Source organism: Rhizobium sp. P2_G9 (genome assembly GCF_056403475.1).
Genome location: NZ_JBFUFK010000027.1, coordinates 1 through 14778, shown reverse-complemented (window position 1 = coordinate 14778; position 14778 = coordinate 1). Strand labels below are relative to the sequence as shown.

Genomic DNA, 14778 nt, shown 5'->3' with positions numbered 1-14778 from the left:
CAATATTGGAATTCACACGGGTCCGGGAGAGGCTCTCCCGGCCGATGGATAGACTTTACCCAAAGGGCAATGACGCCCGAAACCAAAAGGAGACTACCATGCTGAAACTGACCATCGCTGCCGTCATCGTTGCGGGCGCCTTCATCTCGCCGGCCATGGCCGCCAACACGATGATGATGTCGAAGGCGAAATGCACCAATGCGTCGATGATGAAGATGGACAAGAAGATCGACGGCATGAAGGACATGGCGATGAAGGACAAGGCCATGAAGGAAATGACGATGGCCAAGGACTCGATGAAGATGAAGAAGATGTCCGACTGCAAGATGCACATGGACAATGCCATGAAGAGCATGATGTAAATCGGCATGCTGGAAACGTGTTCAGGGCCCGGAAACGGGCCCTGACGTATTTCAGGTGGCTTGAGGAGCCGTGGCGCTCAGTTGCTCGCTGCGGCGATGATCGATCCGCCATTCTCGCCCTGGACCAGGATGGCTGTGTGCAGCTTGCCCGCCGCGGCGGAAAAATCGAAGGTTTCAGCTTTGCCGTGCCATTTGCCGAGACGTGTCAGGGCATGGACGACATGGGTGTGCGCCAGCGTCACGCCGGTGTTTTCGCCGCGGTCGACCGGCACTTTCACGACATTCGGGTCATAGCGCACCAGCCAGACATCGGCCGTGCCGTCGGCAATATCCGAACTGCCGATGTCCGCATGCGTACCGCGTAATGAAATCGAGGGACCGGCAAGCGGATCGGCATTGGCGACCAGTTGCTGCATCTCGCCGAGATAGTTGCCGACCGCACTGACTTTGCCGTTGACCACCATCTGCGGGGTGAACGGCCCTTCCTGGCCGAGCGCCGGTTCATAACGCGCCTGCCGGTCGGTGAATTCCTCTTTGCCGAACGTATCCTTCCAGCCGAGATAGTCCCAGTAGGTGACGGCGAAACTCAGAGCCAGCACGTCTTTCTGCTTGCTGAGCTTGATCAGATTTGCGTTGGCCGGCGGACAGGAGGAACATCCCTGGCTGGTGAAAAGTTCGACGACGACAGGCGCATGATCCGCTGCCTTTGCGGGTATGGCGAGTCCAGCGAGGAGTAAAGCGGCCGTCGCAACGGCATTGGCTGATCGTTTCATCGGAGCGTTCCCTTCGGTTGAGACATGACATCTTCGGTCCGGAGGCTGGGTTCGTTACAGGCTCACGCGATGGTGATTGCCGGTGCGGCGAAGATTTCAATCCGCCTCATAGTGCCGGGCAATGTGAAGAAGGTGCAATTCATCGCGCCTGAGCGTGATGATCTCGATCGCGCCGTCGACGCAGCAGATATGCGCTATGCAATGGACAGCAATTTTGGCCACGCATCCAATGAGAAGGTCGTTTTGAGTGCCAAGCAAATGCTGCCGGTCACGTGTTTATCCCGTCAAAATAACTCTGCAGGAAAAACCTCGTATGAAGCGTTAATATTATCATTGTCTAATGCGCCTGGCCTGTATGTACTTGGTAAGGTGCGATGAAGCCCGGTAATTTTGCGCTTGGTGCCATGGTGATCGTTTTCATGGGCGTCGCTATGGCGGCGGCGGTCCATATGGAAGCGGCGCGCGAATACCAGAATGCGCGTCTGCACTATGTCGAAGCGCAACATGCCGATACCGCTTCAGCCTCCGATGGCGTCAACAAGTCGCTACGGCAGATCTACGAAAACCTCCGGACGATAAGCAGGCTGCCAAGCGTCCGCAAGCTCGACCGCCACGGCACCAATCTGGATGCGGACAGCCGGGACGCAATCCAGCAGATCTATAACAACCTGGCGAATTCGGTTGCCGTTTCGGAAGTCTATATCGTGCCGGTCAGCCTCAATCCGGAGCGCATCGATTGGGCGACCGGCAAGCTTGAAGAGCCGATTTTGATGTTCGATCAGTTGATCGTCGATGCGGGCCGCAATGCTGGCGCCGCCGATCCGTTCGGCGAAGACAGCCAAAAAGCCGAGGATAGCATCCCGGAAATCGAGATTTACGAGTACCGGCAGCTGAGGCAGCAATTGTCGTGGCTCAAGCAGAACTATGCCGATATCGGCAAGGTCACCGGCCTGAAGCTGCCGATGATCAGTGGCGAGCCGGTCATGACCTGCGACAACACGGTCTTTTCCAAGACAAGAAACGAATATGACCGGACTGGCGTCATGTTTTCGGTTCCGTTTTTTGATCCGGACGGCAAGCTGAAAGGTTCGATCACAGGCATCATCAGACTTGGCGCGCTACAGGCCCTGTTGCCACCCGAACGCTATGCGTTGGTGAACCGCCAGAATGGCGTTATCCTGGCGGCGACAGAGGGTCAGGTGAATGTCTCGATGCCTGCGGTCTCCGCCGCCAAACCGGACGCGTCGCTCATCTATTCCGAAGTTCTGCCGTTGGAGTCATACGATCCCCGATCAAGCTGGTCCTTCTGGGCCGGCAGCAGCGATGCGGATTTCCGCAATGGCGCGGAAGCACGTGCTGTCAACTTCTTCGAGTGGGCCGGCTATGGTGCGGTCGCCGTGATCTGCCTTGCCGCGATAGCGGGCTGGGTGCTGGTGCTGCGCAACATGGCATTGCAGCGTGGAATCAATCAGACATTGGAAAAACGGGTCGGAGAACGCACCGCCGAAATCCAGCATATGGCGCTGCATGACGCACTGACGCAATTGCCCAACCGGGCGCTGTTGCGCGCGCGATTGCGGGACGAATTATCGCGTGTCCGCGATGGTCGGGCGCCGGCGGTGCTGTGGCTCGATCTCGACCACTTCAAATCGGTCAATGACAGCCTTGGCCATCCGGTCGGCGATGCATTGCTGAAAGGCGTCGCAAAGCGCCTGCTGGAGTGCGCCGGCGCTAACGACACGGTGGCGCGCGTGGGTGGCGACGAATTCGTGATCCTGCAATGTGGGGTGACGGACCCGGAACAGAGTGCGGCGCTTGCCACCCGCGTCATTGAAATGCTTGGAAGTCCGTTCCAGTTGGACGATCATCAGGTCGTCATTGGGACAAGCGTCGGGATTTCGCTCGCTGGATCGAAAGACGAGGACCTCGAGGCCCTGCTCGGAAATGCCGATATCGCCCTCTATCGGGCCAAACTCGATGGACGAGGCACGTATCGCTTCTTCAAGCCCGGCATGGAAGCGCAGATGCAGGAGCGGCGGCACATGGAAATGGATCTCCGCGTCGCGCTGGCGGCGGATCAGTTCGCCCTCCACTACCAGCCACTCGTCAACGCTGACACGCAGGAGATCATCGGTTTCGAGGCGCTTCTGCGCTGGCAGCATCCCGAACGTGGCATGGTGCCTCCCGCCGCCTTCATACCGATTGCAGAGGAAATCGGCGTGATCGGGGTGATCGGCGAATGGGTGTTGAAGCACGCTTGCAGGGAAGCGGCTGCCTGGCCCGGCAATCTGAAACTGGCGGTCAATCTCTCGCCGGTTCAATTCAAATCACCCGGCCTTGGCCTCACGATCGTCGGGGCGCTTGCCGATTCAGGTCTTGCAGCGCATCGCCTGGAACTCGAAATCACGGAATCGGTTCTGCTGGCAGCTTCCGAGCCGGTGCTGACCCTGCTCCACGAGATAAGGGAAATGGGCGTCAGGATCGCCATGGATGATTTTGGCACCGGATATTCGTCGCTCTCCTATCTGCGCTCATTCCCGTTTGACAAGATAAAGATCGACCGGTCGTTTGTCGGAGAGATCGAAACGTCGGACAGCAATCTCGCCTTGATAAAAGCGATTGTCGCGATGGGAGCAAGCCTCGGCATGTCCACGACTGCCGAAGGCGTTGAAACAGCCAGCCAATTGGAAAAGGTCCGCGAACAGGGTTGTACAGAACTGCAGGGATACTATTTCAGCCGGCCCGTCCCATCATCGGAAGTGTTGGCCTTGCTCGAGAAACACCCGGCGTGTGCGGCTTAGATTCATGGGATTATGTTCGACGGTCTGAACAGGTCGGACGGCCCCAAGACAAGGTCGTATCCGGCTCCACCGCCGTCGCAAGTCTTTGACCGTTTGCACCGCGCCGGTGAAGCGAGCCAATACCTTAAACGGTCCTGGCCTCACGCATCGGCCTATTGTCCGAAGGCGCTCGAGTGCGACGGCCAATCTCGCGCCTGAAGGCACAAAAAACGAAGCCGGCCGAAAGACCCCCTTGACCTTGCCACGGTTGGAAGCCTTACAACTCGACCGAATGACAGGATTTCCATGCCTGGACGCCGCTTGATTTGCGTCAAGGAGCGGCGTCGTCTGGGCGGTATCTTCGCGGGTAGAAGGAAAAGCGCGTGTTGCATCGGCAGCGAAAAGACTGGACGCTGATACGTCGCATGCTCGCGGCGCTGGTCTTCCTCGCCCTGACAAGTGCGGGTGCCGCTTACGGCGAGTCGCCATTTCCCTGCCACGAAGCGCCGCCACACACAATCGAGGCGATGGCGCACGGCCATGGGGCTTATGCCGGCGGTGAGCACGACCACTCGGGAAAAACACCCTGCTGCGATGTCGGCTGCGCCGTTTGCCTGGCGATCATGCCCGGCCAGGTCGTGTCCCGCGCCTTCTCCGGCATCTCTCCCCTGACTGCGACCGTTTCGGACGTGCTGGTCGGCACGCCGCTGCCTCCGATCCTCGGCCCACCGAAAGTGCATCTCGAAAGCTGATGAACCCTCCGCCCGCTGCGGGGAAACCAGTTCGCCACGACACTGGCCGCGGGGCGCTTCGAAACCAATCGAGGTATGACATGTATCGCAGAGATCTTCTGAAGGCCGCGTCGACGGCCGCAATCGCGCTGACCCTTCCGGCCACCACGGCTTTGGCCGCGCAGTCCCAACCGAAGGGCAATCCCACGAAACTTATGGTCGCCAAGCGCACCATCGACATCAACGGCAAAGTCGCCGAGGTCTTCGGCTTATTGAGGCCGGATGGCGGGCACGGTGTCGTCATCGACGCCGAATCCATGTTCGACGTCGAGCTCGTCAACGAGATCGGCGAACCGACCCTCGTGCACTGGCACGGATTGACGCCGCCCTGGAACCAGGACGGTGTCCCCAACAATCCGGCGGCACTGCTCAAGCCTGCGGAGGCGAGGCGCTATGCCTTTCCTGCCGGTCCGGGCGGAACGCACTGGATGCACGCCCACACGCTGCAGGAACAGCGCCTTCTCGCAGCGCCGCTGATCGTGAGGACGGCCGCTGACCGCGCGGCCGACGAGCAGGAGGTCGTCGTCCTGCTGCATGACTTCTCGTTCAAGTCGCCCGAGGAACTGCTCGCCGGGTTGAAGAAGACACCGGACGACATGGCCGGCATGCCGATGATGGATCATAGCAAAATGGGCCACATGACGGGCGACGACACGATGGACATGTCCGGGATGTCGGACATGTCGGATATGCAGTCCATGCCGGGAATGGACGGCATGGACATCAACGACATCGAATACGACGCCTATCTCGCGAACGACCGGACCCTCGGTGATCCTGAAGTCGTCAGGGTGGAAAGGAGCGGCAAGGTTCTGCTGCGGATCATCAACGGAGCGACCGCGACGGCATTCACCATCGACCTTGGCACGCTTCCGGGAGAGGTCGTCGCCGTCGACGGGCAGCCCGTGCGGCCGGTCGCGGGGCGGTTCTTTCCGATGACCATGGGCCAACGGCTGGACATCCGGGTCCGGATTCCCGGGGAAGGAGGGTCGTTCCCCGTTCTGGCGCTGCGCGAAGGCGCCCGGCAGCGTGCGGGTGTCGTGCTCGCCACCGCCGGCGCGACGGTGGCCAAGGTTCCTGTCGATGGAACGCTGGACGGCCCCGCGCTCGACCTTGGCTTCGAGCGGAGCGTCGTTGCTATGTCACCCTTGGCCGCACGCCCGGCCAGCCGCCATTACGACCTGTCGCTGACGGGCGACATGAAGTCCTACATGTGGTCGATCGGAGGACCGGGCGACTTGTCCGTCGCGGAAAACGACCGCGTGGAAGTGACGATGTCCAACAAGTCGATGATGTCGCATCCGATGCACCTGCACGGCCATCATTTTCATGTCGTCGCGATCAACGGCGAGGCATTCGCCGGAGCTGTCCGGGACACTGTGCTCGTTCCTCCGATGCAACAGGTCACCGTCGCCTTCGATGCTGCCAATCCCGGACGCTGGCCGCTCCATTGCCATCACCTGTACCACATGGCGACGGGCATGATGACCTATGTCAACTACGGCAAATTGGGTTGAGACCAGCACATGCCCTCCGTCCGGCGAGCGGCGGAGGGTACCCCTGCAACGGGAATCTTCGATCATGTCCGACCACGATCACCATGGCGACAAACACGCGCACCACAATCACGAGCATCATAGTGCGCCAGCCGCGACGCGGCCCGCCTCCGCAGCGCGGCAGGCTGCCCCAGCCGGGACTGTCTACACCTGCCCGATGCATCCTCAGATCAGGCGCCCGAGGCCTGGCAGTTGCCCGATCTGCGGCATGGCATTGGAACCGGAGACCGCGACGGCGGAGCAAGGGCCGAGCGCAGAATATCTCGACATGCGCCGTCGTTTCTGGGTCGGGCTGATCCTGGCGGCTCCTGTCTTCGTCCTCGAAATGAGCGCTCACTTGTTCGACATGCACATGCTGGTCGATCCGCAGGTCTCGAACTGGATTCAGCTCGTGCTTGCCACGCCCGTCGTGTCGTGGGCGGGATGGCCGTTCTTCGAACGCGCATGGCGCTCGCTGACGACAATGAACCTCAACATGTTCACCCTGATCGCCATGGGAACAGGCGTCGCGTGGCTCTACAGCACCGTCGCGACCATCGCTCCCGGTCTCTTCCCCGATACTGTCCGCGGCATGCGCGGCGCAGTCGCCGTCTATTTCGAGGCGGCCGCGGTCATCACCGTTCTGGTGCTCTTGGGACAGGTCCTGGAACTGAGGGCACGCGAGCAGACGGGCGGAGCCATCCGGGCGCTGCTGGACCTCGCGCCCAAGACGGCGCGCCGGGTTGCCGCTGACGGCTCGGAAACCGACGTGGCCCTCGACGAGGTCGCTGTCGGAGACCGGTTGAGGGTACGGCCGGGAGAAAAGGTTCCGGTCGACGGCAAGCTGGTCGAGGGACGGAGCTCGGTCGACGAGTCGATGGTCACCGGCGAGTCCATGCCCGTTACCAAGGAATCGGGTTCGGCGCTGATCGGCGGGACCATGAACAAGACCGGCGGCTTCCTGATGGAGGCTGGCAAGGTCGGCCGGGACACCATGCTGTCGCAGATCGTGCTGATGGTCGCCAATGCCCAGCGCTCGCGCGCACCGATCCAGAGGATGGCCGACCGGGTGTCCGGCTGGTTCGTGCCGCTGGTCATCGCGGTCGCTGCGCTTGCGTTCGCGGCCTGGATGATTTGGGGACCCGAGCCTCGGTTCGCGCACGCTCTCCTGGCGGCCGTCGCCGTGCTCATCATTGCCTGCCCTTGTGCGCTCGGGCTTGCGACCCCGATGTCGATCATGGTCGGCGTCGGCCGGGGCGCCGGCCTCGGCGTGCTGATCAAGAACGCGGAGGCGCTTGAGCGTTTCGAGAAGGTCGATACGCTCGTCGTCGACAAGACCGGTACGCTCACCGAGGGGCGGCCGAAGGTCACCGCTGTGAGGACCGCCCCTGATATCGAGGAGCGCGAGTTCCTGCGCCTCGCCGCCAGCCTGGAGAAGTCGAGCGAGCACCCATTGGCACTCGCTGTCGTGCAGGCGGCGGCCGACCGCAACATCCCGCTGTCGATCGCTTCGGAATTCGACAGCCCGGTCGGAAAAGGCGTCGTCGGCACCGTCGACGGCAAACGTCTCGTGATCGGCAGCCTGCGGATCATGGGAGAGCAAGGCATCGACGTCGCCGCCCTGGCCGGAGACGCGGAAGCGCTGCGCGGAGAGGGCGCCACGGTCATATTCATGTCCATCGACGGCAAGGTGGGCGGATTGATCGCAATCGCCGACCCGGTCAAGCAAAGCACGCCGGAGGCGCTGAAGGCGCTGCGTGACGCCGGCATCAGGGTGGTCATGCTGACCGGAGACAACAGGACGACCGCGCTCGCGGTGGCGAAACGCCTGGGAATCGATGAAGTCGAAGCTGAGATTCTGCCGGAGAACAAGGGCGAGATCGTCAGAAAGCTGCGGTCGGAGGGCCGCGTCGTCGCCATGGCCGGAGACGGCGTGAACGACGCGCCGGCTCTCGCTGCGGCCGATGTCGGGGTGGCGATGGGCACTGGCACCGACGTCGCGATCGAGAGCGCCGGCGTCACGCTGCTCAAGGGCGATCTCCAGGGGCTGGTGAAGGCGAGGGAACTGTCCCGCGCCACCATGAGCAATATCCGCCAGAACCTGTTCTTCGCCTTCGTCTACAATGCGGCCGGAGTGCCCGTCGCCGCAGGCATCCTCTACCCGGCTTTCGGCCTGCTGCTCTCGCCCGTCATTGCAGCCGCCGCGATGGCGCTCTCGTCGGTGAGCGTGATCGGCAACTCGCTCAGGCTTCGGGCAGCCAACTTATGACAGGCAGGGAGCTTCTGTTCGCGGGGAGCCTTGGAGCTACGCTCATCTGCTCTGTCGTGACCGCTGCACAAACAATCCCGCCCGTCGTGAAAGCTCGCCAGGACGATATGAAGTCGATGAGCGCGGCCGCGAAAGCCCTGAACGACTTTTTTCTTGGAAAGCGGAAGTATGACGCGGATGAGTTCAGGGCCGCTGCCGCGATCATCGTGGACAGGGCCGGAACGCTGCTCGTCTCGCATTTTCGGGAGATCGCGGCCGCACCCGGATCGGACGCGCGACCCGAGATCGCCACCGAGCGCGCCAAGTTCGAAACGCTTGCGTCTCAACTCCAGGCATACGCGGCTCGGGTGGGAGCGGCCGCCGCAGACGGAGACCGCGTGCCGCAGTCGATGCGGATGCGGCACGCGGAAATGATCGAAGGCGGGCCGTTCGCGCGTCGCAAGGCGAATCGCCCTGACATCGCGTCCTTCAGTTCCGAGCACGCCTTCCACATGATGCTGCAAACCTGTACGTCATGCCACGCCGCGTTCCGCGAGCGGCGTTGACGGGAGTCGGCCAGGCAGGTGCGGGCTATTGCAGCTCCGTTTACAGCTCGACCGCATAGTATGTGAAGCCGCCCTCGTCCTTCCCGACGCCGGAGATCGCTTCGTTGATCTTCTCGATCGGCCACACCATCGGCGACATGACCGACATGTCGATAATGCCGGCTTCGACCATGGCGGCGATCTCCATGCCCTCGGCGGCGGTGAACCAGACCGAGCCGATCAACTCCATCTGCTCGTCCATCCACCACTTGACGTCGACGGGCAAAGCGCCGGACGTGCCGCCGATATTGACGATGCGACCTCCCCGTTTGACGCCGCCCATGGCGTCCAACATGCAGTCGAGGGGCGCCTTGGCGCCGAGCGTATCGAGCATCAGGTCCGCGCCGCTTCCGCCGGTCTCATCCTTGACGAAGGCAGCCGACGATCCCTTCGTATTCGAGAAGGTGACGATCCGGTCGGGAGCGATTGCCTTCAATCTTTCGAGCAGCTTCTCGCCCCTGGCGATGGCATAGATTCTCGCGACGCCCATCGCCAGGGCGAGCAGCGTCGCTCCCAACCCCAACGTTCCGGTCGCGCCGTTGATGATCAGCGTCTTGCCCATGAGCGGGCCGCACTTCTTCAGGGCGGCGTAGGACGTGCCGAGATAGCCCATGCGGGAACCCTGGACGAAACTCATGTTGTCGGGGATTTTGATGACTTGCGCCTGCGGGGCGACCATGAATTCGCCGAAGCCGCCATAAGGGTAGCGGGCGAACATCTCCATGCTCTTGGGATTGTACCCGAAATATCCTCCCAAGGTCCAATATTCGCACGCCTGAGGCCTGCCGGAAGAGCAATGATGGCATGCGCCGCAAAAACGGCCGGGATTCACATAGACCCTGTCGCCGGGCCTGAGGCTGACGACCTGGGGACCGACCTCGTGGACGATGCCGCTCGGATCGAGACCATGGATCGCCGGACGCGGCGGCAGCGGCATCTGCGGGTACCATGTCTCCCAGTTGGCCAGCACGTTCGCCAGGTTCGGAACCATGCCACAGGCCTTCACGCGAACGACGACATCATTTCCCGTCGCCGTCGGGCGTTCCACTTCGTCGATGCTCATCGGCTGGCCTACGGCATGCAATCGCGCGGCACGCATCATTTCCATCATCATCTCCTCCCAATCTCAAAGATCGCATCGTATTGACATTCTATTTGGATTGTGAATACCGTTTAGTATCTGAAAAGGCAAGCGAGGAAAACCAAATATCCTCGCCCATCCGGGTCCGAACCCGCGCTCAAGGAGGAGTGATGCATTTCGTTCTGGTAGACTGGCTCCGCATTCTCTGCGGCGCCTGGTTCATTCCGCATTTTGTTGGCAAGAGCCTGCATTACAGCAAGGCGTCTGAGACTTTCGCGGCTGCGGGGTTCAGGCCTGGCAAGCTGTTCATCGGTATCACGATGGCTTTCGAACTTGCGGCGGCGATCGGCATGATGCTGGGCGTCTATCCCCGCATTGCCGCAGTTCTGGGCGCCTTGGTGCTGCTCGGAGCGGGCTATGCCGTCGTCAAGATCAACGGCGCGAACTGGCGTTGGCAGAAGATGGGTCCGGAATATCCGATCTTCTGGGCACTCATTTGCCTTCTCACGGCTATTGTGTGATTGCTACTTTTTGGAGTACGCCTCGGTTTCTGGATACGCATCAACGGGATTCGCGCATGGCACGGCTGACACGTGAGCAGAGTCAGGCTCGCACGAAGGAAAAGCTTTTAGAATCCGCCTTCGAGGTGATGGCGCGGTACGGCTATGCCGGGGCTTCGATAGAACGGATCGCTGAAGAGGCAGGATTTTCGAAGGGGGCGTTCTACTCGAACTTCGCCAACAAGGAAGACATTTTTCTTCAATTGCTTGCCGGAAATGCCGGCGGGGACGTCGTTCAATTGGCCGATCTTCTCGGCAAATGCGATGATCCCATGCAACTGATCGACGTGCTTGCCAACTGGGCGAGCAACCGCGGCGACGACCGTAAATGGGGCATGCTGGCCATCGAGCTTCTCAGGATGGCGCAGCATGATAAGACGCTTGGCGACCGCCATGTCAACCTTTTCCGCGACCAATGGGAAGGGGTGGGGAAAATCCTCATCGACAAACTGGAGCTTGTCCTGCAGCCTCCGGCCAGTCCCTTCTATATCGGCGGTATCGTCCTTGAACTGACCTATGGCGGCATATCGAGCTTCCTCAAAGACGGCGCTCCCGGTGACATGGTTCGGGTCGTCTTGGGGGCCATGTACCGCTCTTCCCGAGATGCGAAATCCGCGGCCCTCAGGTCGGCCTGACCGCCTTCCGTTGCGCGTCGTCGCTCAGAGCCTCTCGATCGGCGGCCGACATCATCCGGCGCATGAAGAACGAGTGACCGCGTAGCCAGCTTGGTTTCGGGTTACTTGGCGTGGTCCGTGCGCATCTCGATCTTTCCCGCAAGTTTCCGAATATCCGCCGTAAATGATGGCGCTTGACGCTGATCTCGCTTGACATCTAAAAATTCAAAGACTAGTTTGACTTCGAAAACTAAATGGTATTTGAAAACCACTTGGTATCTAACGTTGCCATGCGGCGGCCCGCTGTTGAGGAGAACGCGGGGAACAGGGGGAACATGAGCAGAAATCGATCGACCGTCTCCGGTCGGATGGCGCGAGCCGGAGATCGTAGCGCCGTCCACGTCTGCTGAGCGCGCACATCGGCGTACAATCGCCTCTCATCCATTTCGCAGTTTGGAAACATCGCATGTTTGGATTTGGCAACTCCCCGCAGGAGGCGCTGGCCGCGTCCCTGCTCGTCATGGCATTGGCCGCCTTCCTGGTCTCAGGGCTGATGCGCTGGCGCGGTCTTGTCCGTCCCACCGATCTGCTGATGCCTGCCGCTTTGGTGGCCGCCTACTGGTTTGTCTACAACAAGGTGCCGGCATTCCCTCCGGTGGGAGCAGTGAACAAAGTCTTCTATGTGATCGCTGTCGGCACGGTCCTGGGCTTTGCGGCGGAGCGCCTCATGCCCAAGGCGGTTCACCCACTCGCCCTGCTACAGCCAGCCTTGGCGGCGATTTATATCGGTCTCCCTCGTTTGGGCGTCGCGTCCTGGGAGGTCCTTGTCGCCGCTGCCGGCGGACTGGCGGTGATGTGGTTTGTGTTGCATGGCGCGGCGTGGGGTCAGTGGCCGCGCGCCGCATCCACCGGATGCGCCCGGGAGGATGACGTGAAGCGAGGCGGTGTCGTTGCTGTCCTGGCGCTTGGCTTTGCGCCGATAGCCCTTCTGGGCGCGTCGTCCTCCTCGTTCCAACTCTGCCTGATGTTTGCGGCGGGGTGCTTTGGGATTCTGATCCTGCATGCTTTCAAACCCGCCTTTCGTTTCGGCGGCGCTTCATCCATGGGAGCCTTGGGCGGTCTGACCGCCATCGCCGACACTGTCGTGCTGATCACGCGCAAGGCCGATCTGGTTGCCATCGCCGTTCTCGCCTTATGCGTGGTCCTGCCAATGTTTGCGGACCGCGTCTGCCGGGCGATCGGAATATCCGGACAGTTCCCGCGCCTTTTCATTCACGTCGCCTTGGCAGCACCCCCGGCCGCGAGCGCGGTCGCCGTCGCTTTCCTGGACTACGGCTCGAGTTTTCCCGTTTAACCTGAGGAGGAGAATGACAATGAAATACAGACTCGCAGCAATCCTGCTTTCGATGTCGGCACTGGCCGGAGCGGTGTCGCCCGCCTGGGCCACGAAGTTCAGCATCGATCCCGTGCATTCGGGAATCGCGTTCTACATCGACCATCTTGGTTTCTCCAAGGTGATCGGCGTTGCCCGGGAGTTTTCGGGAGCCTTCGATTTCGACGCGTCCAAGCCGGAGGCAAGCAATCTCGACGTCAAGGTGACCGTCGCCTCGATCTCGACCAACAACAAGCAACGCGATGGCGACATCCAGGGCGCCGATTGGTTCAACGCGACGGAATTCCCGGAGATCACCTTCGTCGGCAAGGAATTCAAGAAGTCGACCGATACGACGGGCCAGATCGTCGGTGACTTGACGATTGCCGGCGTGACCAAATCCACGACGCTCGACGTTACCTTCAACAAGGAAGGTCAGAATCCCTGGGACAAGAGCCATGTCGTCGGCTTCAGTGCCACGACCAGGATCAAGCGCAGCGATTTCGGCATGAAGGCGGCACTCGGCATGATCGGTGACGAGGTCGATCTTACGATCCAGGTCGAAGGAAAGGAACTGAAAAGCTAAGTCGGCGGACCGGGCATGGCGGCGCATGGCAAGTTCGACGCTTTTGTACGAATGGCCTTACGCCGCCAAAAATCCGCAACAGTAAAATCGAAATAAATACATATTTTCGAAATAAATTGCGATATCGAAAAAATCGAGATAGAGGCTAGCCGAGCGACCGGCGACCACGGCGGATGATCCGCGAGAGGATGATGCCAACCGGCGACGAGCAGCTTTGATCGAGCCGGAACATCGAAGGGGCAATAATGTACACACTGGAAACTGAGATCATCATCGACGTGGCGCCTCAGCTTGTCTGGAGCGTTCTCGACGATCTGGAGAAATATCCGGAATGGAATGAGATCATTCCGGATCTCAAGGGGCGTACGACCGTCGGGGAACGCGTATCCGGCACGCTCAAGCAGGACAATACGCCCGATATTCCGATCAATCCGACCATCACCCGGATTGTCGGCGCGCGCGAACTGCGCTGGCTGAGCGAGGCGCCGGGCGGCGTGTTTTCCGCCGAGCATATTTTTGTTCTTGAGCCGATCGCCGATGGCAAGACGCGGCTCGCCCACAGCGAGATATTTGGTGGCCCCGTTGCGGAACAAAGGTGGCCGAACATCGACACCAATACCCGCGCGGCTTACGAAAAATTCAACCGCCTCATAAAGGCGCGGGCCGAAGACCTGAGCCGGGAAACGCTCACCCTGCATCCCGCCGCCAGTAAGCCGGTCAGCTCCAACGCGGCCTGCGCCCTTCTGCGCTGCCGCTGCCAGGACGAACCGGTCGAGATCACCGTTAGCGGCCCGGTCTATCACAACCACCTTTGTGGATGTTCCAAATGCTGGAAGCCGGAAGGCGCAGTCTTCGCACAGGTCGCCGTGACGCCGGCAGGGTCCGCCGTCGAGACGAAAAATGCCGGCAAGCTCGCTGTGGTCGATCAATCCCAGAAGATTCAGCGCTACGCCTGCAGGGATTGCGGAACCCATATGGTCGGCAGGGTGACGGACAAGGACCATCATTTCTACGGCCTTGAATTCGTGCACCCGGAACTGTCTGACAGTGATGCGCAGCTTCCGATCGAATTTGCCGCCTTCGTTTCATCGCTGGTCGAGACCGGTACGTCGCCATCATCGATGTCGGGCATACGCAGTCAGTTAGCCGGCTTGTCGGTTCCCGCATATGACAGCTTCTCGCCCGAACTGATGGACATCATCGCCTGGCACAAAGTGAAGATCGCCGCGTCGACCCGCGAACACGCCAAGAACTGAACGGAGGATCAGACACTATGGACGTACGTGCCGCCGTGGCCATACAGGCCGGCAAACCGCTCGAAATCACGACTGTCCAGCTCGAAGGCCCCAAGGCCGGCGAAGTGCTGGTCGAGGTCAAGGCGACCGGCATCTGCCACACAGATGATTTCACGCTCTCCGGTGCCGATCCGGAAGGCCTGTTCCCCGCCATTCTCGGCCATGAGGGCGCCGGC

At 60.9% G+C, this 14778-nt stretch carries 15 protein-coding genes; 13 read left to right on the top strand and 2 right to left on the bottom strand.

The features are described from left to right. Positions 1–98 precede the first annotated feature (98 nt). Positions 99–362: a hypothetical protein gene (locus tag AC1DYF_RS21720; protein ID WP_477878846.1), complete on the top strand. Its 264-nt coding sequence runs from the start codon at positions 99–101 to the stop codon at positions 360–362. Positions 363–439: 77 nt separating this feature from the next. Here the strand turns inward: AC1DYF_RS21720 and AC1DYF_RS21715 are convergent, their stop codons facing one another. Next, entirely contained in the window at positions 440–1135 is a 696-nt protein-coding gene (locus tag AC1DYF_RS21715) for a DUF1223 domain-containing protein (RefSeq protein WP_477878845.1), read from the bottom strand. A 69-nt stretch (positions 1136–1204) separates the two neighbouring features. Between AC1DYF_RS21715 and AC1DYF_RS21710 the strand changes: the two genes are divergently transcribed. The 6 genes from AC1DYF_RS21710 (at position 1205) to AC1DYF_RS21685 (ending at position 9055) form a co-directional block, all read left to right on the top strand. After that, complete coding sequence (locus AC1DYF_RS21710; protein ID WP_477878844.1) at positions 1205–1513, top strand: hypothetical protein; 309 nt, start codon at positions 1205–1207, stop codon at positions 1511–1513. Further along, on the top strand, positions 1510–3936 hold the full coding sequence (locus AC1DYF_RS21705; RefSeq protein WP_477878843.1) for a putative bifunctional diguanylate cyclase/phosphodiesterase: 2427 nt from the start codon (positions 1510–1512) through the stop codon (positions 3934–3936). Before AC1DYF_RS21710 ends, AC1DYF_RS21705 begins: the two co-directional genes overlap by 4 nt. A gap of 362 nt (positions 3937–4298) precedes the next feature. Beyond that, positions 4299–4667 carry a hypothetical protein gene (locus AC1DYF_RS21700; protein ID WP_477878842.1) on the top strand — a complete coding sequence of 123 codons (369 nt, stop codon included), beginning with the start codon at positions 4299–4301 and terminating at the stop codon, positions 4665–4667. 80 nt (positions 4668–4747) lie between these two features. After that, the gene (locus AC1DYF_RS21695) at positions 4748–6223 is read left to right on the top strand and encodes a multicopper oxidase family protein (RefSeq protein ID WP_477878841.1); all 1476 of its coding nucleotides are present in this window, start codon (positions 4748–4750) and stop codon (positions 6221–6223) included. Positions 6224–6287: 64 nt separating this feature from the next. Beyond that, on the top strand, positions 6288–8510 hold the full coding sequence (locus AC1DYF_RS21690; RefSeq protein WP_477878840.1) for a copper-transporting P-type ATPase: 2223 nt from the start codon (positions 6288–6290) through the stop codon (positions 8508–8510). Continuing rightward, on the top strand, positions 8507–9055 hold the full coding sequence (locus AC1DYF_RS21685) for a c-type cytochrome (protein WP_477878839.1): 549 nt from the start codon (positions 8507–8509) through the stop codon (positions 9053–9055). Before AC1DYF_RS21690 ends, AC1DYF_RS21685 begins: the two co-directional genes overlap by 4 nt. 40 nt (positions 9056–9095) lie before the next feature. Here AC1DYF_RS21685 and AC1DYF_RS21680 read toward each other — a convergent pair whose 3' ends face one another. After that, the gene (locus AC1DYF_RS21680; protein WP_477878838.1) at positions 9096–10205 is read right to left on the bottom strand and encodes an alcohol dehydrogenase catalytic domain-containing protein; all 1110 of its coding nucleotides are present in this window, start codon (positions 10203–10205) and stop codon (positions 9096–9098) included. A 140-nt stretch (positions 10206–10345) separates the two neighbouring features. On the opposite strand from AC1DYF_RS21680, the gene AC1DYF_RS21675 reads away from it, so the two are divergent. From AC1DYF_RS21675 to AC1DYF_RS21650, 6 genes are all read left to right on the top strand, one after another. Then, positions 10346–10696 (top strand): DoxX family protein, encoded by a 351-nt coding sequence (locus AC1DYF_RS21675; RefSeq protein ID WP_477878837.1) that lies wholly within the window; start codon positions 10346–10348, stop codon positions 10694–10696. Beyond that, positions 10627–11370 carry a TetR/AcrR family transcriptional regulator gene (locus AC1DYF_RS21670; RefSeq protein WP_477878836.1) on the top strand — a complete coding sequence of 248 codons (744 nt, stop codon included), beginning with the start codon at positions 10627–10629 and terminating at the stop codon, positions 11368–11370. The genes AC1DYF_RS21675 and AC1DYF_RS21670 overlap by 70 nt, the downstream gene beginning before the upstream one ends. Before the next feature lie 445 nt (positions 11371–11815). Then, positions 11816–12703, top strand: a complete 888-nt coding sequence (locus AC1DYF_RS21665) for a hypothetical protein (RefSeq protein WP_477878835.1) — start codon at positions 11816–11818, stop codon at positions 12701–12703. 19 nt (positions 12704–12722) lie between these two features. Continuing rightward, entirely contained in the window at positions 12723–13307 is a 585-nt protein-coding gene (locus AC1DYF_RS21660) for a YceI family protein (protein ID WP_477878834.1), read from the top strand. Between the two features lie 245 nt (positions 13308–13552). Then, positions 13553–14563 (top strand): GFA family protein, encoded by a 1011-nt coding sequence (locus AC1DYF_RS21655; RefSeq protein WP_477878833.1) that lies wholly within the window; start codon positions 13553–13555, stop codon positions 14561–14563. Positions 14564–14580: 17 nt separating this feature from the next. Continuing rightward, positions 14581–14778: alcohol dehydrogenase catalytic domain-containing protein (locus tag AC1DYF_RS21650; protein ID WP_477878832.1), on the top strand; the 198-nt coding region annotated here is incomplete at its 3' end.

Excerpts from the sequence above, each read along its gene's own strand:
- AC1DYF_RS21715 (WP_477878845.1), bottom strand. The coding sequence starts at position 1,135 with ATGAAACGATCAGCCAATGCCGTTGCGACGGCCGCTTTACTCCTCGCT.
- AC1DYF_RS21665 (WP_477878835.1), top strand. The coding sequence starts at position 11,816 with ATGTTTGGATTTGGCAACTCCCCGCAGGAGGCGCTGGCCGCGTCCCTG.
- AC1DYF_RS21680 (WP_477878838.1), bottom strand. The coding sequence starts at position 10,205 with ATGATGGAAATGATGCGTGCCGCGCGATTGCATGCCGTAGGCCAGCCG.
- AC1DYF_RS21705 (WP_477878843.1), top strand. The coding sequence starts at position 1,510 with ATGAAGCCCGGTAATTTTGCGCTTGGTGCCATGGTGATCGTTTTCATG.
- AC1DYF_RS21655 (WP_477878833.1), top strand. The coding sequence starts at position 13,553 with ATGTACACACTGGAAACTGAGATCATCATCGACGTGGCGCCTCAGCTT.
- AC1DYF_RS21690 (WP_477878840.1), top strand. The coding sequence starts at position 6,288 with ATGTCCGACCACGATCACCATGGCGACAAACACGCGCACCACAATCAC.
- AC1DYF_RS21720 (WP_477878846.1), top strand. The coding sequence starts at position 99 with ATGCTGAAACTGACCATCGCTGCCGTCATCGTTGCGGGCGCCTTCATC.
- AC1DYF_RS21695 (WP_477878841.1), top strand. The coding sequence starts at position 4,748 with ATGTATCGCAGAGATCTTCTGAAGGCCGCGTCGACGGCCGCAATCGCG.
- AC1DYF_RS21675 (WP_477878837.1), top strand. The coding sequence starts at position 10,346 with ATGCATTTCGTTCTGGTAGACTGGCTCCGCATTCTCTGCGGCGCCTGG.
- AC1DYF_RS21660 (WP_477878834.1), top strand. The coding sequence starts at position 12,723 with ATGAAATACAGACTCGCAGCAATCCTGCTTTCGATGTCGGCACTGGCC.
- AC1DYF_RS21685 (WP_477878839.1), top strand. The coding sequence starts at position 8,507 with ATGACAGGCAGGGAGCTTCTGTTCGCGGGGAGCCTTGGAGCTACGCTC.
- AC1DYF_RS21710 (WP_477878844.1), top strand. The coding sequence starts at position 1,205 with ATGGTGATTGCCGGTGCGGCGAAGATTTCAATCCGCCTCATAGTGCCG.